The 20,845-nt window shown below is 57.2% G+C and carries 21 protein-coding genes and 3 pseudogenes; 14 read left to right on the top strand and 10 right to left on the bottom strand.

The genetic code is table 11. The features are described 5' to 3' along the window. From B4967_RS08660 to B4967_RS19100, 9 genes are all read left to right on the top strand, one after another. Nucleotides 1-1,854, top strand: a complete 1,854-nt coding sequence (locus tag B4967_RS08660) for a TraC family protein (protein WP_083024736.1) — start codon at nt 1-3, stop codon at nt 1,852-1,854. Between the two features lie 13 nt (nt 1,855-1,867). Beyond that, a complete protein-coding gene (locus B4967_RS08655; protein WP_083024734.1) occupies nt 1,868-2,416 on the top strand; it encodes a TraG/VirB4 family ATPase in 549 nt (182 codons plus the stop codon). Next, nucleotides 2,401-2,610: a hypothetical protein gene (locus tag B4967_RS08650; protein ID WP_083024732.1), complete on the top strand. Its 210-nt coding sequence runs from the start codon at nt 2,401-2,403 to the stop codon at nt 2,608-2,610. Before B4967_RS08655 ends, B4967_RS08650 begins: the two co-directional genes overlap by 16 nt. Nucleotides 2,611-2,619: 9 nt before the next feature. Then, nucleotides 2,620-3,264, top strand: coding sequence for a M48 family metalloprotease (locus B4967_RS21300; RefSeq protein ID WP_083024730.1), 645 nt, complete (start codon nt 2,620-2,622; stop codon nt 3,262-3,264). Continuing rightward, entirely contained in the window at nt 3,218-3,397 is a 180-nt protein-coding gene (locus B4967_RS18145) for a hypothetical protein (protein WP_192859205.1), read from the top strand. The genes B4967_RS21300 and B4967_RS18145 overlap by 47 nt, the downstream gene beginning before the upstream one ends. A 1-nt stretch (nt 3,398) precedes the next feature. Further along, nucleotides 3,399-4,820, top strand: coding sequence for a hypothetical protein (locus tag B4967_RS08640; protein ID WP_083024728.1), 1,422 nt, complete (start codon nt 3,399-3,401; stop codon nt 4,818-4,820). 359 nt (nt 4,821-5,179) lie between these two features. After that, nucleotides 5,180-6,067, top strand: coding sequence for a hypothetical protein (locus tag B4967_RS08635; RefSeq protein WP_207953603.1), 888 nt, complete (start codon nt 5,180-5,182; stop codon nt 6,065-6,067). A 96-nt stretch (nt 6,068-6,163) separates the two neighbouring features. Beyond that, entirely contained in the window at nt 6,164-6,583 is a 420-nt protein-coding gene (locus B4967_RS08630) for a hypothetical protein (protein WP_035557849.1), read from the top strand. 39 nt (nt 6,584-6,622) lie between these two features. After that, a complete protein-coding gene (locus tag B4967_RS19100) occupies nt 6,623-7,246 on the top strand; it encodes an RES family NAD+ phosphorylase (protein WP_243470423.1) in 624 nt (207 codons plus the stop codon). A 441-nt stretch (nt 7,247-7,687) separates the two neighbouring features. Here B4967_RS19100 and B4967_RS08615 read toward each other — a convergent pair. Continuing rightward, nucleotides 7,688-8,257, bottom strand: a pseudogene (locus B4967_RS08615) (recombinase family protein); the annotation flags it as partial. 759 nt (nt 8,258-9,016) lie between these two features. Between B4967_RS08615 and B4967_RS08610 the strand changes: the two are divergent. From B4967_RS08610 to B4967_RS08600, 3 genes are all read left to right on the top strand, one after another. Next, nucleotides 9,017-10,363: a sensor domain-containing diguanylate cyclase gene (locus B4967_RS08610; protein WP_243470422.1), complete on the top strand. Its 1,347-nt coding sequence runs from the start codon at nt 9,017-9,019 to the stop codon at nt 10,361-10,363. Nucleotides 10,364-10,476: 113 nt separating this feature from the next. Then, nucleotides 10,477-10,719, top strand: a complete 243-nt coding sequence (locus B4967_RS20815; protein ID WP_083024720.1) for an EAL domain-containing protein — start codon at nt 10,477-10,479, stop codon at nt 10,717-10,719. Between the two features lie 9 nt (nt 10,720-10,728). After that, complete coding sequence (locus B4967_RS08600) at nt 10,729-11,397, top strand: EAL domain-containing protein (RefSeq protein ID WP_083024718.1); 669 nt, start codon at nt 10,729-10,731, stop codon at nt 11,395-11,397. A gap of 448 nt (nt 11,398-11,845) precedes the next feature. Here B4967_RS08600 and B4967_RS18140 read toward each other — a convergent pair. From B4967_RS18140 to B4967_RS08565, 6 genes and pseudogenes are all read right to left on the bottom strand, one after another. Continuing rightward, nucleotides 11,846-12,181 (bottom strand): annotated as a pseudogene (locus B4967_RS18140) (YeeE/YedE family protein); the annotation flags it as partial. A 179-nt stretch (nt 12,182-12,360) separates the two neighbouring features. Next, nucleotides 12,361-12,534: a hypothetical protein gene (locus B4967_RS08590; protein WP_176304696.1), complete on the bottom strand. Its 174-nt coding sequence runs from the start codon at nt 12,532-12,534 to the stop codon at nt 12,361-12,363. 69 nt (nt 12,535-12,603) lie between these two features. Beyond that, the gene (locus tag B4967_RS08585) at nt 12,604-13,032 is read right to left on the bottom strand and encodes a protein tyrosine phosphatase family protein (protein WP_035557861.1); all 429 of its coding nucleotides are present in this window, start codon (nt 13,030-13,032) and stop codon (nt 12,604-12,606) included. A gap of 20 nt (nt 13,033-13,052) precedes the next feature. After that, nucleotides 13,053-13,964 (bottom strand): MBL fold metallo-hydrolase, encoded by a 912-nt coding sequence (locus B4967_RS08580; protein ID WP_083024715.1) that lies wholly within the window; start codon nt 13,962-13,964, stop codon nt 13,053-13,055. A gap of 774 nt (nt 13,965-14,738) precedes the next feature. After that, a complete protein-coding gene (locus B4967_RS08570) occupies nt 14,739-15,122 on the bottom strand; it encodes a YkvA family protein (protein ID WP_083024712.1) in 384 nt (127 codons plus the stop codon). A gap of 69 nt (nt 15,123-15,191) precedes the next feature. Then, nucleotides 15,192-16,247: a DNA-binding protein gene (locus B4967_RS08565; RefSeq protein WP_161491492.1), complete on the bottom strand. Its 1,056-nt coding sequence runs from the start codon at nt 16,245-16,247 to the stop codon at nt 15,192-15,194. 194 nt (nt 16,248-16,441) lie between these two features. Between B4967_RS08565 and B4967_RS08560 the strand changes: the two genes are divergently transcribed. Beyond that, nucleotides 16,442-17,431, top strand: a complete 990-nt coding sequence (locus B4967_RS08560) for a site-specific integrase (protein WP_083024709.1) — start codon at nt 16,442-16,444, stop codon at nt 17,429-17,431. 161 nt (nt 17,432-17,592) lie between these two features. Here the strand turns inward: B4967_RS08560 and B4967_RS08555 are convergent, their stop codons facing one another. From B4967_RS08555 to merT, 3 genes and pseudogenes are all read right to left on the bottom strand, one after another. Then, a complete protein-coding gene (locus tag B4967_RS08555; protein WP_223305241.1) occupies nt 17,593-17,805 on the bottom strand; it encodes a hypothetical protein in 213 nt (70 codons plus the stop codon). A gap of 20 nt (nt 17,806-17,825) precedes the next feature. Further along, nucleotides 17,826-19,538: pseudogene (locus tag B4967_RS08550) on the bottom strand (FAD-dependent oxidoreductase). Nucleotides 19,539-19,544: 6 nt separating this feature from the next. Further along, a complete protein-coding gene (gene merT, locus B4967_RS08540; RefSeq protein ID WP_083024749.1) occupies nt 19,545-19,907 on the bottom strand; it encodes a mercuric ion transporter MerT in 363 nt (120 codons plus the stop codon). Nucleotides 19,908-20,071: 164 nt separating this feature from the next. Between merT and B4967_RS08535 the strand changes: the two genes are divergently transcribed. Next, a complete protein-coding gene (locus tag B4967_RS08535; RefSeq protein ID WP_198556035.1) occupies nt 20,072-20,746 on the top strand; it encodes a MerR family transcriptional regulator in 675 nt (224 codons plus the stop codon). Nucleotides 20,747-20,845: the final 99 nt, after the last annotated feature.

Below are 20,845 nucleotides of genomic sequence, written 5' to 3'. Positions count from 1 at the left end.
ATGAAGATAACCGCGATGACTCGTATGCGGCACCAAGTGCGCCGCATGATCCAGCAGGGCGCTCCCGATTATGGCGATCGCGCCCTCCCCCTCCAGGCAGCCGAGGCGCTGACTGAGCGGGATGATCCCGCGAGCCTGCTCCCCTACATCGACTATGAAGATAACTACTGTGTCCGGGATGATGGTAAACATCCTCAGCTTGGCTTCGGCGTCCAGTTTGCGCCATTGATGGTGGCTGGCAAGGACATCGAGGAGCAAATCGAGTCGCTGATTACGCGAGCGCCAGCGGACACGGTTATCCAGTTCGTCGCCCATAGTTCGCCGGCCATTGAGGACCGGATAAATACCTGGCAGGCACGGCGGTTACGTTACTGCAAAGACCCTATGCTCCAAGAGCTGGTAGAGCGCCGTAGCAAGCACATGCTTGACGCCGCGGCCGGGAACAAAAGCCTCCTACCGAATGAGCGTCTATATCCCCGGGAGGTGCATTACTTCGCCTTTTTCACCATGACCTTTGGCGGTGACCCAGAGCATGCTGAAGAGATTCGTTCATGGCGGCACATGTGCGACGAATTCCGGCAGTCGGTGATGGGGACATTCAGCTCTATGGGCCTGTCCCCTGCCCTGATGAACGAATTGGGTACGCGACGTGTGCTGCGCCGCATAGCCAACCCACAAATGGTGCCAGGGGAGCTTCAACGCCTGGAGGAGGAAAGTGGTCACTTCATTGATTCCATTTTCGATAAGCGCACACGCATTCGAGTGAAGTCCTCGGGTGCAGTCCAGTTTAGCGACAATGAAAGGGAGGTGGATGTTGTCCCTTTGACCATCGACACCTACCCGGACTACCTGCGTCTCTACATGACCGGTGACATGCTTGGGGAGTTGAAGTCGGCGACCGATCGGATCGCGCCGGCCTACTGGATGTATACCACCATCTACAAGCCGAACACCGAAAAGGCTCGTGATGACATCACCATGCGAATGGGCATGATCTCAAAGCAGTGCATGAGTGATTCCGAGTGGTATAAGGGGATGATGCCGCATCTCTTCACGCGGCGTAGAGATACCCAGCAGCTGCTCAACGATACTCGCTCGAACTACTGCCCGGTACGTATGTGGTCGGGGATCAACATCATCACCGAGCCTGAGCGAGCAGCTTCGGACGCGGACTATGTTTCCTCGTTGTGGCGGAAAGCAGGCTTCAGAGCCTCGCGTGAACGCTATATCTCGCTGCCTATCTGGTTGTCGTCTTTGCCATGGGGCTACAACCCACGCATGGACAAGCCTACATCAGGCCTTCAGCGGGCACAGATGGTGTCCAGCCTAAACGGCGCTTGCGCCTCAATCTGCCAGGGCGATTGGGGCGGTAACGGGCCAGTAGTACGCAAAGACCCACAGGGGAACCCTTACCTCTACGCAAACCGACTGTTGCTGGTTTCTCGCCGCGGTCAAATGTCGTGTATCGACATTTTTGATTCGGCCACCTCATACAATTTTTCGGTGATCGCGACCTCGGGTGCGGGTAAGTCATTCCTTGCCAACGAATTCGTTACCGACATGCGCTGTCGTGATGGCGTGGTCCGTATCATTGACGTGGGCGGCTCTTATAAGGAGCTGTGTGAACTGCTGGGCGGTCAGGAACTGAGGTTTGATCCTAACCATCCGGTCTCACTTAACCCATTCTGGGGTATCAAAGGCAAGCAGCGTTACGACGATGATGAAGGCGGCAGCGAGATCGCAGAAATGATCCCGGTGCTGAAGGATGCCATATCTCAGATGGCGTTCCCCCTAGCTGAGCCCGACAACTACGAATACCAGTTGATCGAAAAAGGCATCCTTGAGGCGCGATAAACATGGCGAGGTCATGGAAACCAAGCATGTCTATCAGTGGCTTGAGTCCCGGGCAGACAGTGATCCGGTGGCCAAGAGTATTGCGTTGCAGTTGGAGCCGTATGCCGTAGGTCGGCATGCCGCATGGTTCAACGGTGAGCCCCAGCTGGATCTTTCCAATGAGTTCACCATACTCGAGCTGGAAGAGCTAAACGTCGATCGTGAGCTTCGGAATGTGGTCATGACACTCCTGATGGCTCGGACGACGCGGGACATGTATCTGCGCCCACTCAACATCCCGAAAATGATGCTGATCGATGAGGCATGGGATCTACTCGCGGACCCGAAAAGCGGGAAGTTTATCGAAACCGCCTTCCGGCGCATCCGTAAGTATTACGGCAGTGCCGGCTTCATTACTCAGGGCTTTAAGGATACCGACCTGTCGCCGGCCGCTCAGGCTGCCTTCGACAACGCGCCATGGACATTCGTACTCAAGCAGTCTGGTCCCTCGCTGGACTACGCCCAAAAGAACGGTAAATTGGGCGGTGAGGATGAATCCTGTTCGATATGCTGCGCGGTGTGAAGCCCGGTGCCGGCTATTCGGAGGTCTTCGTCAAGCACGAGAGCGGGGGTGGCCTTTTCCGCTTTGTGGTCGATCCTTACTCCTACTTCCTATATTCGACCAATCCCAAGGACCAGGCGCGTCTGATGAAGCTCACCGAGGAGGGCCACAGCACCCAGGAGGCCATCCGCATGCTGGCCGAGGGGAAAGGGTAGGCTTGGCCTATGCTAGCGCTTCTGTCTGCCTTTTCGGCCTGTTTCGCTGGGGCGCTTGGTTTTACTGTGATGGTGGTATTGCCGGTCGTGGTCTTCATTGGCTTGCCCCTGGAGTTGATGCGCCCCCCTGGCGAGCTGATGACTGTCACTTGGCTGGCCAAGGCCACCTTCCGCGCAGGTGGGGGCCTGACTGCCCTCGCCTGGCTAGGGCTTAGGCTGGCGCCAGCCAGTTACCGGATCGGCCGACTATTCCCAGGGGCTCGTGAGATTGCAGATCATGTCTGGGTTTACGAGACCCCTGCCCTTCAGGCCTATGCAATACCGAGCCTTACGGGTGGCGTTGTAATCGTTTCCCGGGGCGCCCTCAATCTGCCTCCTGATGAGCTGGAGTGGCTGCTGGCGCACGAGAGGTCACACCTTCGCCGCGGCGATGCGTCTGCGAGCCTATACTGGTGGGCGCAGCACAGCATTTTGCGGGTGGCGCTTTGGCTGGCGCGGTTGATCTATACAATTTTTCGTCCCATTCCCCTGATTGGCCTGTTGAGCGGCTTGTTACTTTTTTGTGGCGAGCTTGGGGATTCCCTTTGCATTAGGGGTTTTAAAAGTCATGGATCGCCACCTGGGACGCCTCATGGAATATCGTGCCGACCGTGATGCAGCCAGTGTGACCTCACCAATAGCAGGCTGCCGATTTCTCAGTAAGCTCTCCTCGGGTCTTGAGTCGAACTGGGGCTTTTCTCGACACTCCCGCCGACATATCGGCGTATCAAGCGCCTGGAGCGTATGACATGAGTTTGATGGGGTATCGCTCGACCCTGCTAAGTTCCGTTATTGCTCTAACTATCTTCTACAGTCTCGCCGCGGCTACTGCTTTTTACTTCATGGGGCCGGAAACGCTGCAGGAGTGGCTAGCTGGCGCTGGCTTTTGGTTAGAGGGTGACGAAGAGATAAACCCCGCGAACGCGGCATCAGCGGCCACTGAGGTCGTCCTAGCAAGGTTGCGTGTTGTCTGGCCATGGTTAGCCGGGGGAATGGCTGCAGGCTCTGTGATCGTTCTGCTCATAGTGGGAATGGGATTAATAACACGTCGACAGCGCGCTAAATCTCGCGGTGAGTTCCTGGGCATGGATCTCTCAATTACGTACATGCCTTATCCTGATCCGATTAACTTCAAGCCAGTGAAAGCGCAGCTGTCGGGTAACGTTCCGGCACATCACATGCCGCTAATTAACCAGTTGCTCGGCTACCTCCAGGCTCACCCTGATGCTTTTTGCGGTGACGGCCACAGTACGACACTGCTTGAGCACCATCTAGGCGTGATCGATGAGGCCTTCGAGTACGAAGGTGCCGATCCCCTCCTCCCTCTTGCCGCGGCAGCACATGATATTGGCAAGACTGTTTCGCATGCGAAACGGGACGGGCAGTGGGTCCGCCTGTCCTACCACGATAAACAGAGCGGGCGTCTGTTGGCAAAGTTCCCCGCGTGGCGGGAGCTGCCTGAGGATGAGCGAGCCATACTGTTGCTGGCAGTAAAATACGAGCATTCTCCCAACCTCATGCTAGTGGCTTTCCCTGGCCTCAGTAGCAAGGGGGTGCGCCGCGCAGTCACTCTCCTCCAGCAGCTGCGAGAGATAGACGGCCTCGCTACACGAGGCGAGAAACGCAAGGTGCTTGAGAATCTGAATGTCCAGGAGCTGGCGATCGAAACGTTCTTGCGAGTGGTTCCCCAAGTACCCTATCAGGTGAAAGGTTTAGCGAAGCGTGTCAAAGCGGCAGGCTTCCGCGTTGGTGAGCGGCTTTACCTCTCCGAACATCATGTTCGGGAGACAGCCCTTTCCAAGCTGGATGATGACGTTGCCGCGGCCTTTGGCGGTGACTTTCCAGCCCGAGGTAAATCAGGGGAGTTTACACAGGTGCTTTTGGCAGCATTTGCCGATCGCGGCTGGCTCATCACTGAAATCGAGGGAGTGCCAGAGGGGAGCGAAGCGGCGAAGACCTGGACGTTGCCATCTGACCAAGCGTTGTGGCGGGTACGTTCCGGCATAATCGAGTTCAGGGGAATGATCGCGGTGGAGCTGCCAGTAGAACACCAAGGCCTATACCCGCGAGAAACCGCTTATGAGGTAACCGTCCTCGGCCCCCAGGGCAAGCACAGTAGCAACGCTGCGTTGCGCCAACAAAAGACAGTGGTAAGCGGGAAGAGCGCATGACTAAGCCTAAAGGTATTCCAGCGTCAGACGTATGTGATGTCAGCCTGTTTGCTTCAGTGCCTACGGGTACGGGTGATGCAACGAAAACCAGTGGGAATGCTGCACAGAAGAGTTTAGGGGCAGCGAGCAAAACCTCTACATTCAGCCATGAATCACTCACGAATACCGACGTGGCTTCCGCCTGGCTGCTAGATGATTCCCAGGCTGGACGATTCTCATACGGCAGGTGAGAACACTACACAGGAAGGCACGGGCCAGCCAATACCTTGCGGTGGGAATGCTGGACAGAAAGGCAATGATGCCCAGAATCAGCAGGCCTCCGCAATGGTTGAAACAGGCGAAGAAAAAGGATATAGCCGGTGCCAAGCCGATGGATGATCTCCATGCGGCAGGTGGGAATACCTGCACAGGAAGAGACGCGACAGCCCACCCCTTGCGGTGGGAATGCTGGACAGAAAGGCAATGATGCCCAGAATCAGCAGGCCTCAGCCAAAGCTGAAACAGGCGACGAAAAGGCTATAGTTGGCGCTTGGCTGCTAGAGGATGTCCCCGGTGTCGGTGGGGATATTGCACATTATGAGCAGGATGGGATGAGTAATTCCATTCATACTAAGACTCCAGCAGGATTTAAAAGAAAATCAGAGGGAGCTTGGTTACTAAATGAGATTGTTGAGGCGGCCGGTGGGAACGTTGCACAGATAGCGACCAATGACCAAATTTCGCCCACAACAAGCGGGGGGGATGTTGAACTGATCGCTGAGCAAGCCGAACCCACGAATGACTTTTCAGAGATTAGTCAGCTGACGCTAGGGGCTGACGCAGATAACCATAGTGATGTTTCGGCTGAGCTGGGTGACTGGAGCCCAGAGGCCGATAACGCACCGAATGATACCCATATTCAACTTGGCCTGGGGGAGGCAATGCTGGCCACAGCTGAGCATGAGTCCCCAGTGACACAGCCGAGCCATCAGCCAGTCCCTACTGTCATGGTTGATAAAACGACGCAAGGTGCTACAGAACAGCAGAAATCGGCTGTGTCTGGGCAGAAAGATGTACGGACATCCTCACCTATCCAGCGACGCCTGAAGAAGCGAGGTGGGACCTCGGCTGGTCGCCAAAAGGCTTTAAACAACGAAGCGCCAGCGGATAAAAGCGAACAGACAGGCCAAGTGAAAGCGAGCAGAGGGTCATCCAAGCCTGCCGGTGCCAAGGCGGACGTAAAAGGAGTGCCTAAGCTGTTCAGTTGACCAAACATCACCTTGCGGAGATGGACTTCGAAGCGCTGAAGTTATATGATGCATTTATGTAGCAACATCGCTGCATTTTTGCAGGGAAAATAGGCTATGAGCGTTGAAGCAATCATCGAGCCGTCCGATTACGTTGCTCCCGACACTTTCAATCAATTCCTCGCTGACTTGAAAGCTCGGGCACGGCAAACCAAGAGCCCAATCATCAGCCCGAGGATGTTCTGCCTTGCCCTGGGCATGGATGTACAGACGCTGGCCTCGCGGGCGCATGTCCACCGCGTTACTGTAAACCGCGCCCAGGGGGCTGAGAAGCTGCAGACTTACTTACGGGATGCGGTGCGAGTCATGGGAGCAGCGGCTGACATAAATGGTAATTTTCAGGATGCCGCGTTCTGGTTTCGTAATGAACCGATCAGCGCATTCAATTTCAGGACACCAGAGCAGTTGGTCAGCGAGGGACGAGCTGAGGATCTATTGAACTATGTTCAATCACTTCACGCAGGCGCGGCTGGATGATCCTTACCAGCCTGGCAGATCAACCAGCCTATCGTGTCCATGTCCCCCGCTGGGCCATCGCCCCCCACAAGTGGCGCAGGCGCCGCCCAGCATGGCGGTCGCCTCAATCGTATCGGGGTTCCCGCACTCTACCTTGCTCTGGAAGAGCTGACCGCGCTTGGGGAGTGCCGGCAGCTCTCGACCCTGATGCCACCCGGTCTTATTGTGAGCTACGCGGTAGCGTTGGCCACAGTAGTGGACTTCAGCCATGGGTACACGGCTGACTGGGACTCACTCTGGCAGGAACTGGGTTGTGACTGGCGTAGAATTTTGTTTAATGATCGCGTTGAACCGCCCAGCTGGTTGCTCGCTGACCTAGCCTTGGAGGCTGGTGCTAGCGGCATACTGTTCCCGTCGTTGGCCAATCCACGGGGTGTAAACCTCGTAGTCTACACCGACGCCTTCATTTCACGTCACACCGCCCCTACCTCTCTTCGAGACCTGTCATACGGGAATGAGAAGAGAAGGATGCAAAATCATGATGATGTGCTGATTGTCCGAGGCGATGCTGATCTACGTTGCTACTGGCTAGCGATGGAGGGGCAGCCCTTTGCAGATGTCGAGCCAGCGGAGTTCGGGATCGAGCGGCAGAAAGCGCAGGTAAGGTTCCTTACTTGGGACTGATCCTACTCTGCCACAGTAAGGCTATCAATTGATGGCAAACAACCTGCCCGTTAAGCATGGGTTATACGGGCTTGTAGTTCGCCCAGACTGTTGATTTCACGCTTCCCCAGGCTGTCTGCTGAGGGAGGCATTTTCAAAACCGCTTGATCCATCCGGTCAGTCATGCTTTTTGAAAGCTCGAATAATGAGAAAAGCTATGAACAGCGCTAAGTGGAATAAGTTGCTAGCTCGGTGGTGCCTTCTTAAAAATCAGTATCAATTGGGTTCAGGGGACTGCAGCCAGTCCAAGTTCTTACTGGCCTATCCTTAAATGCTCCAAGTTTAATACTATTATGCTTAAACATATCGGCTGATTTTCTGCCATCTTTGATCATAAAGTCGATATAAAGCATCACTATTAGGCTAGAAGTGTCCGGAGAACACAGAGCAGTCCAGTTTTCTTTACACATGAAGCTTGCCCCTCCAGGTGTTATTTTCAGAAGACGATCGCACTGCGTGTCTGAAGTCGGTTGCACTGTGGTCTGGGGCTTCGGACTGGCTGGCCTCCAAAGCGGCGGAGACGGCCGTCTTGCTGACCTTGATGCGTGCGGCGGCCTCGCGGATGCTCAGCCCATTGGCGAGGTGCTCCCTTGCCCGCTTCAGCTTGTCGTCGGTGACAACGGGCTTGCATTCTCCTTTGCGCCCACGGGCGGCGGCAGCGGCCAGCCCCGCCTTGGTGCGATCACGGATCAGATCACGCTCGAACTGCCCCAAGGCGCCGAACACGTGGAAGATCAGCCGCCCACCCGGCGTGGTGGTATCGATGCTTTCGGTCAGCGACCGGAATCCGACGCCACGCGCGTCCAGAGTGCTGACCACTTCGATCAGATGCGGCAGTGAGCGTCCCAGTCGATCCAGTCGCCACACAACCAGCACATCCCCGTCGCGCAGGAACCCCAGCGCGGCTGTTAGGCCGGGTCGTTCTTCCTTGGCCCCGGAGACGGTGTCATCAAAGCTTCGCTCGCACTCCGCCTTGCGAAGCGCATCGGTCTACAAGGCGGTGTTCTGCTCTGCCGTCGGGACCCGCGCATAGCCAATCAGCGCCATTGACTGCCCCTTTTGTCCGCTAATCCGTCCGTTGATCTTATTGTCCCAAAATACATCAAACAAGCTGTTGTCGGACAATGTCCGGATTGGCCGCCTAATGATCGTTTCTCGGACAGGCTGCATTGTGCGCCGCCATGCTGAACCAATTCGAGGATCGTTTGACACGGCTCGTTCACAAGTCCGCTGCACACCGGGCGAACCGCCCAATGTATGGGTACAACCACCTTCTGACAACGACAGGCAATCAATGGGCTCAACACACGCGTTCGACGCGCTGATGAATATGGCGGGTTCATCGTTCCGTCACCATCGCTCGCTGCCCTGACTGCCGGCAGCCGCGGTGCCTCCAGCAGTGCTTCTCTATCCAGCGTTAAAGGGAGTGGTGGCCGATTACGGGTGAATAAAATACGCTTTCAGTGTAACTTCCTTACAGATAAGTTATGAGCTATATCACAGTCTGTTCGCACAAGCGCGACAAGCGACGGGCGACGAAGGCTCTTTGGCGAAAGAGCACGCGGATACTCTTCTTAAGGCTTCGACATGGACAACGTGTAAGTGCACGCCGGACAAGAACGCGGGGATAGCGCCCCTCAGGACGAATTGGCCTCCATCGAGTCCAGTGAACGGCTTATGAGAGCCCCGGGGCGCGGTCTCTTAATCAGCCTGGTCACGATCTTGATCGCCGTGGCCGGGGTCTTCGGGGTGGTGATCCTGTCGTCGCAGTCGCTCGATCGCTATGCCGAAGCGAAGTCGCGGGAGCAGGTGCAGCGACTGCTCGATCTCGAGCTCGAGGAACTGGCCAACCGCAGCCGAGATTATAGCTGGTGGAACGAGGCCGTCGAGCTGGTAATCTACCAGCGAGACACCGACTGGGCCATGGAAAACGTCAGCGGTTATCTGCAGAACCAGTACGGTACCGACTGGGTAGTGAGTCTGGATCGCGAGGCGACACTGATCCACGGCGTACACAAGGGTACGGAACTGGAGGCGCTGCCCGAGGGCCTGCTGACCGCCGAGTTCAAGCAGCTCATGGCCGATGCCATCGACACCGATTTCGCCGACCCCGAGCCCGCATCTGACATCCTGGATATCCAGGGAGCGCCTGCCCTGGTCGCCGTGTCGCCGTATGTGGCCTACGACCCGACCCCGTATGCCACCGATCAGGCGCATGGCTATCTGATCCTGGTCAACTACATCGACGAGGCCATTCTGGGCGCTTGGCGTCGTGATTTTCAGATCGAGGCCCTGCGTCTGCTGCCTGCAGCGGCAGCTCCCCCTCGGGAGACAGGCCAACTGGCGTCCCTCCCCCTGGCAACACCGAGGGGCGAGCCGCTGGGCACCCTTCAATGGCGTCCGGAGCATCCTGGCCAGAGCCTCCTCACACAGCTCCTACCCTGGGTGATTGGAGGCGTGCTACTGATCCTCGCGGGCAGCCTCTTCTTCTATCGACGGCTGGGAGCCTATGTCAGGCTGGCCCATGGTCACCTCATGGAATTGAGCACCAGTCGGGAACTGCTTTTTCGTCAGGCGAACTACGATTTTCTCACCGGATTGGCGAACCGGTCGCTGTTTATAGAGCACCGGCACCACGAGTTGGCGCGCTGCATCCGCCATAAGCTGAAGGCCGGAGTCCTCTACGTTGACCTGGACGGTTTCAAGGCCGTCAACGACACCCTGGGCCATACCGCCGGCGATGAGCTGCTGTGCTGGGTGGCCAAATCCATGGCGAAGCTCGTGCGCACCGAGGACGATGTGGCACGCTTCGGTGGTGATGAATTCTGTCTGTTGCTGACCGACGTCGCCTCTGAGGAAGATGTGTCACGGGTCGTCGACAAGATTCATGCCCTGCTGGCGGGCCCCGTTGAGGTGGGCGGCAAGCACATGCTGGTCGGGGCGAGTATCGGGATCGCGATGATTCCCGACGACACTCAGGATCTCTCCGATGTGTTCCGCTATGCCGATATCGCCATGTACCAAGCCAAGTCGAGGGGCACAAACCTGTTCTGCTTCTATGATGCAACGATGGAGTAGCGCTCGCAGTAACATGCAAGGCTGAAGGGTCTGTTGGCTCATTGCCTGACCCATGAAGAGCTGTACCTGCGCTATCAGCCTATCTATTCTCTGGTGAGCCGTGAGACACCGGCATGGAAGCACTGCTCCGGTGGCGCCACAAGGAACTGGGGGAGGTGTTGCCGGCCGAATTCACTCCCGTGGCGGAAGAAACGGGCCGGAATATCACGGTCTCGATCAATATCTCGGCCAAGCAGCTGCGCGACCTGACGTTTCCGTTCAAACTGAAACAGCTGCTGGAAAAACACGGCGTGGAGTCTTCCAGCATCAAGCTCGAGATCACCGAGAGCCTGTTGATCTTGGAAAGTGACAACTAGCACCGTGTACTGCTCGACCTGGCGAAGCGAGGATACCGCCTGGTGCTGGATGACTTCGGCACGGGGTATTACGGCCTTGGCGACCTGGGCCGCTATCCCCTGGAAACGGTCAAGATCGACAAGTCGTTCGTGTCCGGCCCGAAAGCCTCCTCGCTGAACGCCTCGCTGGTCAAGACCATCGTCTTCATGGCCAACCACTGTGGCATGAAGACCATCGCCGAGGGGATCGACACCCCCGAGCAGGAAGCGTTCGTGCGCGATACCGGCTGCACCCACGGCCAGGGCTTCCTCTTCAGCCGTCCGACCTCGGTGGCCGACATCATTGCCCTGATGGCCCCGCCCTCGCCTTCCCCAACGGCGTCCTGGAACGAGAGCGTCTCGGTCTCGGGGCATGCCCCATCAGGCGCCAGGGAGTCATCCCTGTGTCCGGCCATGCACTATCGTGGTGCATGGTCGAGCATTGTAGTTGCCCGTTGCCCGTTGCCCCGCCCAAGGCCCACTGGCGTGTCGGGCTGGCTGGCCTTCAAAACGGCGGAGACGGCCGTCTTGCTGACCTTGATGCGTGCGGCGGCCTCATGCCCCAATTCAAGTGTCACCAAGGCTCCGATGATGGACGTTCGGAACTGGGCCTGTGCTCAGGTCGGACAGGATGGTCACGCCTTGCTCTGCAATTGGTGATGTATCTGATGCCATGCCTCGACCCGCCCATGGTGCTTAGGAGGACTGAGCATAGTCGAGGTTGGTGAAGGCGATTGCTGAAACAATTCTTTCAGAAGACCACTGCACACCGGGCGGTCCGCTCGATGCGCTGGTGCAGCCGTCTTCTGAAAATGACACCAGGACTTCCTGGAGGGGCAATTTTGCGTAAATAAATTACGTTAAATTTTCTACGTAAAGAAAACGTACCTATTATTCGGATTTATAGAGCCATGGTCACTACTACGCGTCCGCGAATGCGGCCGGCGAGCAGATCATCGACCGCCTCGATGGCGTCGTCGAGGGCGATGGAGCTGGTGATAGCATCCAGCTGCTCGGGAACCAGCAGCTGCCCCAGACGCCGCCAGGACTCGACGCGATCCGCGTAGGCGCGCATCACGCTGTCGATCCCCGCCAGGGGCACGCCGCGCAGGAGAAGGGGCGCGAAGCTGGCGGACAGGTCCATGACCTGGGCCAGACCGCTGACGCCGTGACCACTAGTACAGCCGCTGCCGACTTTTGTCCCGACGCCGACCAATAGACCTGCCAGCAGCATCAGCCCGATATCTCCCGCCGGCTGACCGATGACCTCATCCGGTGCGCCGGAGACATTACCTAGCCCATCTCCCAGTAAAATAAGGATGAGTGGGCCGCTGAACAGACCCAGTAGGAAGGCCAGGCGCCAAGCCGAATCTCCTGCGGGTTGCTCCAGCAATAGTCCGGAGAGGATTCCGCTGACGCCGGAAATACGACCCAGCGTTGCCATCAGCCATACAGCTGCCAGGCCGATCAGCACACCGCCGATCAAACCGGAAAGACTTGCCGCTATGGCCACGTTGTGTCTCCTCTATGTCAGGTATTTGAAATAGGCCGGACAAGCCGTGTCGAAGCATCGTCATTGTCGGGATCGCTCAGCTCTGCAAAAGAATGAGCGTGCAAGGCATGTCAAGCATCGAACGTGTTCAGGAAGACATTACCGCTGAAATTGCGTAGGAATGCTGTCTTCAGCAGGCGGTTCATCTCTGGCCCCTTGACCTCGCAAAGGTGCAGTTGTAACCCCGCATCACTCAAACGCGGGTTGATCGACTGCAAACTATCCAGTGCCGAGGCATCGATCAAGTTGACGGCCTGGCAGCCACTGAGCGATGGGGAAATAGCGGCGCAAACTGGCCATGCCGGTCAGCGGTATTAGTTGTCATTGGCCTGGTTTTCGAGGCTCTCGCGAAGCGGCTCTAGGTCATAGCCGGCCGACTTGGCAGCACCGACGAGTTCCGAAATCGGACGATGCGAGACCTGTGAATAGGCCCAGAGATGAGCGACCCGTGTGCCGGTCCGGCAGAAACCGATCACGGGAGTCGGCGATAACTCCAGGGCATCGGCAAAGGCGGCAATGTCCTGCTGGGAATACTTGCCGGGCTTGACGGGAACTTCATGCCAGACCATACCCAGTGATTCTGCCTTAGCCTTGAGAGCATCGGGATCCGGCTGGTCATCACTTTCCCCACGCGGGCGATTGGAGATAATGGTGCGGAACCCTTGCTCGGCGAGCTGTTCAAGTTCGTCGAGGCGAGGTTGTGCTGTCACATAAAGACGATCATCGAGCGGTTTGATATCCATAGGTTACCTCCTTGGTCGCTTTAGGAGCGCGCCTCATCCCAGGCGGCCCCCGGTAGAGCATCGAGGGGAATCTTTAGGTAACGACGACCATTATCCTCTGGCTCTGGCAGGTCGCCGCCCCGGATATTGACTTGCAAGGCGTGCAGGATCAGTTTAGGCATGGGCAGCTTGGCGTCACGCTCGTTACGCAAGGCGATGAAGCTGTCCGCTGTCGGGCTGTCTCGGAGATGAATATTGGTTTCGCGCTGGACTCTCACCGTGCTTTCCCACTCTGGCTCGCGATCGCCGGGCATGTAGTCGTGACCAGTAAAGAGCCGAGTGTCGTCCGGCAGTGCCAGGATGGCCTGAATGGAATCCCACAGTTTGTGAGCATTGCCCCCGGGGAAATCGGCACGGGCCGTACCACCAACCGGCTGAAACAGTGTGTCGTGCACGCACGCCGCATCGCCGATGACGTAGGTGATCGACGCCTTGGTATGGCCGGGCGAGAACATAATCCGGCCTTCTATCTCGCCCACGTGGAAAGTATCGCCCTCTACAAAAAGGTGATCCCACTGGCGGCCGTCATCCGGAAAGTCGGGCCAGTTGTATATATCCTTCCATATCGCTTGCACTTGTGTAACGTAAGCTCCTATAGCCGTTGGTGCTCCTGTCTTTTCCTTTAGATACTGTGCTGCCGAAAAATGGTCCGCGTGCGGATGGGTATCCAGAATCCATTCGACCTTCAGCCCTTGGCTGGCAACGTAGCCCAGCAATTCATTCGCATGGTGCGTTGCGATAGCGCCGGACTTTTCATCGAAATCTAGGACTGGGTCGATGATTGCGCAGCGCCGAGTCACAGGATCGCTAACAACGTACTGCACGCTAGAGGTCCGCATGTCGTAGAAGCCGACAACATCTGGCTTGCCTGGCGAGTGTCGAAACGTTTGCATGGCATCCTCGGTTGTTGGTAAAAACGTTACTAGGTTAGAACAAAAAAACATATTGTCTAGCATCAGCAACCAAACCGCACAAATCATTTATCGCGGCAGCCTTCAAGGAGAAACACCTACTCTGTTTCGCTGGATTGACCCATTTCAGGGCTTCGTGGACTATAATGATGCGATAGAAATCCTGATGAGGATGAAGTTTGCCGACCTGTGCTAGATCATGCAGGGCCAAGTTGACGATACTTGCAATGGCAAAAATCCCCATTGGTAGGGAGGCTTGTTATAGCTGATCATGGCCGTGTACGGCGGGCTTTGGGTGCGTGCGTAGCTACAAGGGCATGCTCGACAAATACTTTGCCATCCATGGCTTCACGGTTCGCAGCCAACACGGCTGACACAATCAACCGCCAGTCTGGGTATGCGGCTCGACTAAACATGACTGATTTCCTAAGCATTCCTACGCAGGTTTCCGTCGGCCCAACGAACTGGACCGGGAGGAGATATCGAGCATGCACTGAAGCAAACGTCGCAAAGCTTAGATTGGCTGGGGTCTTCCTAGGAGAAACAGTGCTGACTTCTGCCACCTGTGACCATTAGATATCTAGCGTGATTTTTGTCCATTTACCCTTCTGCAGCGTGGAATTCGGGCTCAACGAGCTCGAGGAGTATGCGCTATAGGAGGGTCGGCAACGATTCTGACGAAATCCTCCAAAAAGCGCATTAACCATCTGTTTTACAAGCCTTAAATTAACTATTTCATCACGTGCAGACGATGCGTTACCTGCTGTATTCCCACACCCAGTAGCCAAAAGCCGTGGCACATAAAAGCCATGTGCCAATAACGACTGCGGCCGCAACGTGGCTGATCGGCTTGATTGCCACTTTAGCTGCTTTCGAGCGACTTGCTTCTATCACATTCGATGGCGTCAGCTTGATGACAAGGACGATGCCCCGCGGGACCAAGATAATGTCGTCAAGATAGCCCAGGATCGGCATGAAGTCCGGAATGAGATCAATTGGACTCATGGCGTACGCTGCGATTGCGAGCAGCCGAACGACTATGGGGGGTATTCGGGTCTCGCGCCACAAAATAACCGTCAGCGCATCATGCTGAATGCGTTTTGCCGCAGCTCGCAGCCTGCCAAAGATCACTGTAGACATCTAACTACTCCTTGCGCGATTGGCATCACTCGCAACTCTCAGGGATGATCAGGCCGAGACAATAGCGGGCTATTTAGCCAGGCTTGTTTGTAGTTGTTGCAACTGACCCTGGAGGACAGCTTTTTCCTGCAGTAATTCGCGATTCTGATCGTTGAGGAACTGGTTTCGGTCGTCAGCCGCTGCCACGCGCTCTCTGAGGTCGGAGATCCGCTGCTGGCAGGCCGCGAGATGTTTTTCAGAATCCGTTAGGGCCGCACCAAGTTTCTCCCTGTGTTCGGCGTCGCTATCTCGCTCCAGCTGGAGGCGGTCGACTGTCGCTTCCAGCGTTTCTGTTCGCGTTGCCCATTGTGTTATGACGGCCTGGCTCGCGTGCAATTTTTCTTTCAAGTTTTCAGCGTGATCCTGACTGGCCTCATAGCGCTGGTTTATTTGGTCGCGATGTTGTCTCAGCGTGTCGCGGTCCTGTTCGCTGGAACGGAGCTGCTGCGTCAGCTGATCCACCTGACCCTCCAGCCCTGACTGGGTCCTGTGGAACTGGTCCCGTTCATGACGGCGATCCTCGGCAATCTCCTGCTGGTAGTGCTCGAAATGGCTGCGGATATCGCGGTTTTCCTGCTTCATCTCTTGGACGGTTGCAGTGGTCTCACTGAGTTTCTCCTGACTTGCCTCCAGTTTGGACGTGAGTGAGGCCGCCCGGAGCTGTTCCTGTTGAAGAGCGTGGGCCTGGGCATCGCTTTCGTTGCGAAGCGCTTCATTGGCCTTCTCCAGCCCGCAGCGTTGCTCTTCCAGTGACTCGCACCGCTGCCGCACCTCTTCCAGCTCGCTGCGCCATTGCTGTTCCAGCGTCTGGTGCGCTTCGCGCTCCTGCGTAATACGTTCATCGGCCGCGTATTGAGCTCGCTCATGCAGGGCTTTCACGGCGGCCACCAAGTCAGCCGGGAGTCCGTTCAGATCCGCTGCGGCTTCGCTGCCTGATTTCCAACGTTTCAGCATTGGCCCGAGAGTGCTGCGACTGCCGGTACCGAGTTCCGATCGCACCCGGTCGACAGTGGGCTCGTCACCGCGTTGGCGGACGCGTTGCGCAGCGTTGGCGACATCCTGGTAAGTAATTCCGGCGCGGGCCATGACATGCCTCATTTTATCATATAACGTGATATGTAATATTACATTATTTATTCGATAATTAACAAAATTTATTTAAGATGCCTAACGCACGTTAAAGCGCGTTAACGTGCGTTAGTGTGTGGTCTGTTCTATCCTGCTCCTGTAACGCCGGTACATCAGCGGCTCTTGAAAGCACGCCTCGAATTGGAGCGGTCATGGATCCAAAACCCACCGTCAAGTCCACATTACGTAACGCGGAAAAGACCGTATTAGCCGATACGGCTAATCGGTACATCCACATGGCCACCACCGACAACACGCGGCGGACCTACCGTGCGGCCATTCGCAGCTTTGAGCGCTGGGGTGGACGTCTCCCGACACAGCCGGCGACCCTTGCGGCCTATCTGTCCGATCAGGCAGACGCGCTTAATCCTCGCACGCTGGATGTTTACCTGACGGCCCTGGGGCGCTGGCACCAGACTCAGGGATTGCGTGATCCCGCTCGAGACCCCGGCGTGCGCAAAACGTTGGAAGGGCTTCGGCGCGCCCATGGTCGGCCGAAACGGCAAGCCCGGGCGCTGCGCCTCGAACACATTGCGGCCTTCCTGGAAACACTCCAGCAACAGCCTGACTCGCTCAAGAAGCATCGTGACTGGGCCCTGCTGCAGGTCGGTTTTTTTGGGGCGTTTCGCCGCAGTGAATTGGTAGCGATTGAGGTGAAGCACTTGTCGTGGGAGCCGGAAGGGCTGGTGGTGACCCTGCCGCGCTCTAAAACAGACCCTCACGGTGAAGGCCTGAAGCGGGCCCTGCCTCGGGGCAACGAGCTGGTCTGCCCGGTCAGCGCCCTCGAAACCTGGCTAGAGCATGCCGGCATTCACGAAGGCCCCGTCTTCCGCGCCGTCAACCGCTGGGATCGGTTGCAATCCCAGGCCCTTTCAGGCGGGTCGGCGAACCGAATCCTGAAAGCGCTTGGGGAAACCTGCGGCCTGGACTTCGTGCCGACCCTGAGCAGTCACAGCTTCCGGCGCGGTCTATCCACCGCCGCCGCGCGGGAAAAGGTCGACTTTGCGCAGATCAAGCGCCAGGGTGGCTGGAAGCATGACGGGACGGTGCGGGGCTACATCGAGGAAGGACAGCAATTTACGGACAACGCCGCAAACACCTTACTGACCAAAGTCGCCAGGTTGATCCGGGAAACCGACTAATGGTGAGTGTGGTCGCGGCTGGCTACGCTGCCCGGAAGCACTCAGAATACGATGAACAGGTATCTGTAGTGGCTCACAAAGCTAATCTGTTGGGCCCGCAATTATCCTGAGCAGTGGGACCACATTGGGTGAGAAAGGGCGCCCGGTTGGGCCCAGATTAGCTACGAACCGACCAACCCCTGACCGTCATACTCGACGGTTCCGCAAGGCAGCTGTTCCCGCACCTGCACCACCTGGTCCGTCGTCCAGTTGAGCGACGCTGCAAGCCGCTTAAGAGTGACAGGACGACCCTGGACCAGCTCACGCAATAGCGCCACATGAAGCGTGGCCTCCGCTTCTCCGGTCAGGCCCAGCCGATTCACGATTTCTCGCATATCATTCACGGGGCCTTGCCTTATCCCGCGCAGCAGGATAGTTGTTTGACATCCTTGGTAAACGTTTGAGCGCACAGCTTCAACCCTTCTACCATCGTCAGGTACGGGAACAGCTCATCGGCAATCTCGTTGACGGTCATGCGGGCGCGGAGCGCCATCACCGCGGTCTGGATCGGTCGCCCGGCCTCACCCGCCACGGATTGCACACCCAGTAACCGCCCGCTTTCACGTTCCGCGACCATTTTAATGAAGCCTCCGGTATCAAAGTTGACCAGGGCCCGTGGCACATTGTCGAGGGTCAGGGTACGGCTGTCGGTGACGTAGCCACTTGCCTCGGCGTCGGCCTCGGATAAACCGACGGTTGCAATCTGTGGCTCGGTAAAGACCACCTCCGGCATGGCGCTGAGATCCAGGCGGGCATCGCCGCCGGTCATATTGATCGCGGCCCGGCTACCACCCGCTGCCGCCACATAAACAAACTGGGGCTGATTGGTACAGTCGCCGGAAGCGTAAATGCCCGGCACCCGGGTCTCGCGTTGCTCATTGACGATAACGGACCCGCGATCAGTCTCGACGCCGATAGACTCCAGGTTCAGCCTGTCTGTGTTCGGTGTGCGTCCCACGGCCACCAGCAGCTGATCGGCCCGCAGTTCCCCGGCGTTCGTGTCGAGCACGAATTCCTCGTTGGTATAACTGATCTGGCTCGCCTGGGTGTCATTCAGAACCTTGACCCCTCGGCTTTGAACGCGGTTTGAATGGCCTCGTCAACAGCCGGGTCCTGCCGGGATAACAGTCGACTGCGCGCCAGGATGGTCACCTCGCTGCCCAGTCGGGCAAACGCCTGTGCCAGCTCCACTGCCACGACGGATGCCCCAATGACAATTAGTCGATCCGGAATGGTGTCACTGGCCAGTGCCGTGGCGGACGTCCAGTACGGCGTATCGGACAGGCCCGGAACCGGGGGGATGGTAGGCCGCGCACCGGTACCAAGGAACGCTCTGTCAAAGCGTACCTCGCGTTCCGTACCATCAGGTGTAGTAACCTGCACTGTATTGGCATCGATAAAACGGGCCTCACCCCGCAGGACAGTAATCGCCGAATTGTCGTCGAGAATGCCCTCATACTTGTCGCGACGAAGCTCATCGACCCGGGCCTGTTGCTGGGCCAGCAACCGGGGCCGGTCAATGGCCGGCTCGACTTCCGCCATGCCCTCGTCGAACGGACTGCGGCGGCGCAGATGGGCCACGTGAGCGGCGCGGATCATGATCTTCGAGGGCACGCAGCCGACATTGACGCAAGTGCCACCGATGGTACCACGCTCGATCAGCGTCACTCGGGCTCCGCGTTCCGCCGACTTCAAAGCGGCGGCCATGGCACTGCCACCACTGCCAATCACGGCAATGTGCAGATCGTTATCACTCATAAACACTACTCCTGTTTCGCCCCGGACTGTATCAGTGTGGACGGGTAGCCCGCGTTGGTCGTGGCTTGAGTTATTTGCGTCGACAGAGGTTTTGTCATCGTAGGAAGTAACCGTCGCATCACGTTCCTCATAGCGGACCTGGACAGAACTCACCCCATCAACTCTCTTGAGAGCGGCTTTGACGGTAATCGGGCAAGCCGAACAGGTCATTCCGGGAACAGACAGGGTCACCGTCTTTTGCTCCGCCAAGGCAGGCATGCTGAACAGCGTAAACAGTACGGCAGTGATCAGGGACTTTCTCATGGTGTATGGACTCTCAGTAAAATAACGGTAAGACGAAAGGCAATGACAACGCGATCAGTACGAGCAACGCGACGATCCAGAAAGTGATCTTGTAAGCGGTGCGCACTTGCGGTACTGCGCAGACCTCGCCCGGCTCGCAATCCTGTGCAGGCCGGTATATCCGACGCCAGGCAAAGACCATCGCCACCAGAGCAGCACCAATAAACCACGGCCGGTAAGGCTCCAGAGCGGCAAGATTGCCGATCCAGGCACCGGAAACACCAAGGGCGATCAGGACCAGGGGGCCAAGACAGAAGGCCGATGCGAGCAATGCTGCGACCCCGCCTGCAATTAATGACCCGCGACCGGATTTGGACTCTGATTTCAACTCTGACATTGCGACGGTTCCTTTCATGACTTTGCTGGCTATCTTCAAAATACTTCCGTAGTCGGCTACGGAGTCAAGCCCCACACTCCTATAAAATGTTCAGCACTCTTGACCCCGTACCGTGGTACGGGCACTAATCTTATTATTCGGATCTACTGGGTGGGAGTTCTGCCATGACAGACATGACCATTGGCAAAGTGGCTGACGTGGTGGGTGTTGGTGTCGAGACGATTCGTTTTTACGAACGCCGCAAGCTCATTGAACAGCCGCCACGTCCCAGGGAAGGTGGCTATCGGATTTACTCGGACGCCACGGTAAGGCGACTGCATTTTATTCGTCGAGCGCAAGAGCTGGGCTTCTCACTGCGTGAGATCGCTGAGCTGCTCGCGTTGCGTGATGCCGAAAGCAACCAGGCAGACGCAAGTGATGTACGCCAGCGGGCGATGGCAAAGCTGCACGACGTAGACCAGAAAATTGAACAGTTACGGCGAATCCGCCAGGGGCTGGCGGCACTTGTGGACTGTTGTCCCGGACAGGGGCCGTTGCAGTGTTGTTCCATATTTGACGCCCTGGAGCAGAATGCGGGGCCTACAGGCGAGCCGATCATAAGTGAGGAGACAGACATGCAGACAATCAGGCTTTCAATCGGCGGCATGCACTGCGGTGGGTGCGAGGAAATTGTTCGTCATGTTCTCGAACAGCAAACCGGCGTCAAGGGGTGTTCCGTCTCCCATGAAAGCGGTGAAGCCCGGGTGGCAGTTGACGAATCAAGGATTTCGGACGAACAACTTGCGGAGGCTGTGCGTGGTGCGGGGTACTCCGCAAACATCATGAACACGACAGAATAACCCCTTGGAATTCTCGGCGGCCTTGCCCTTGGCCGCGAGCCTCGGGTTACTGGCCTTCGTTGAGCCTTGGTCCGCGGGTAGGGGGCCGGGCCGAAAGTT

The organism is Vreelandella lionensis, from assembly GCF_002087295.1.
Taxonomy (GTDB): domain Bacteria; phylum Pseudomonadota; class Gammaproteobacteria; order Pseudomonadales; family Halomonadaceae; genus Vreelandella; species Vreelandella lionensis.
This window is presented reverse-complemented; position numbering and strand designations above follow the sequence as displayed.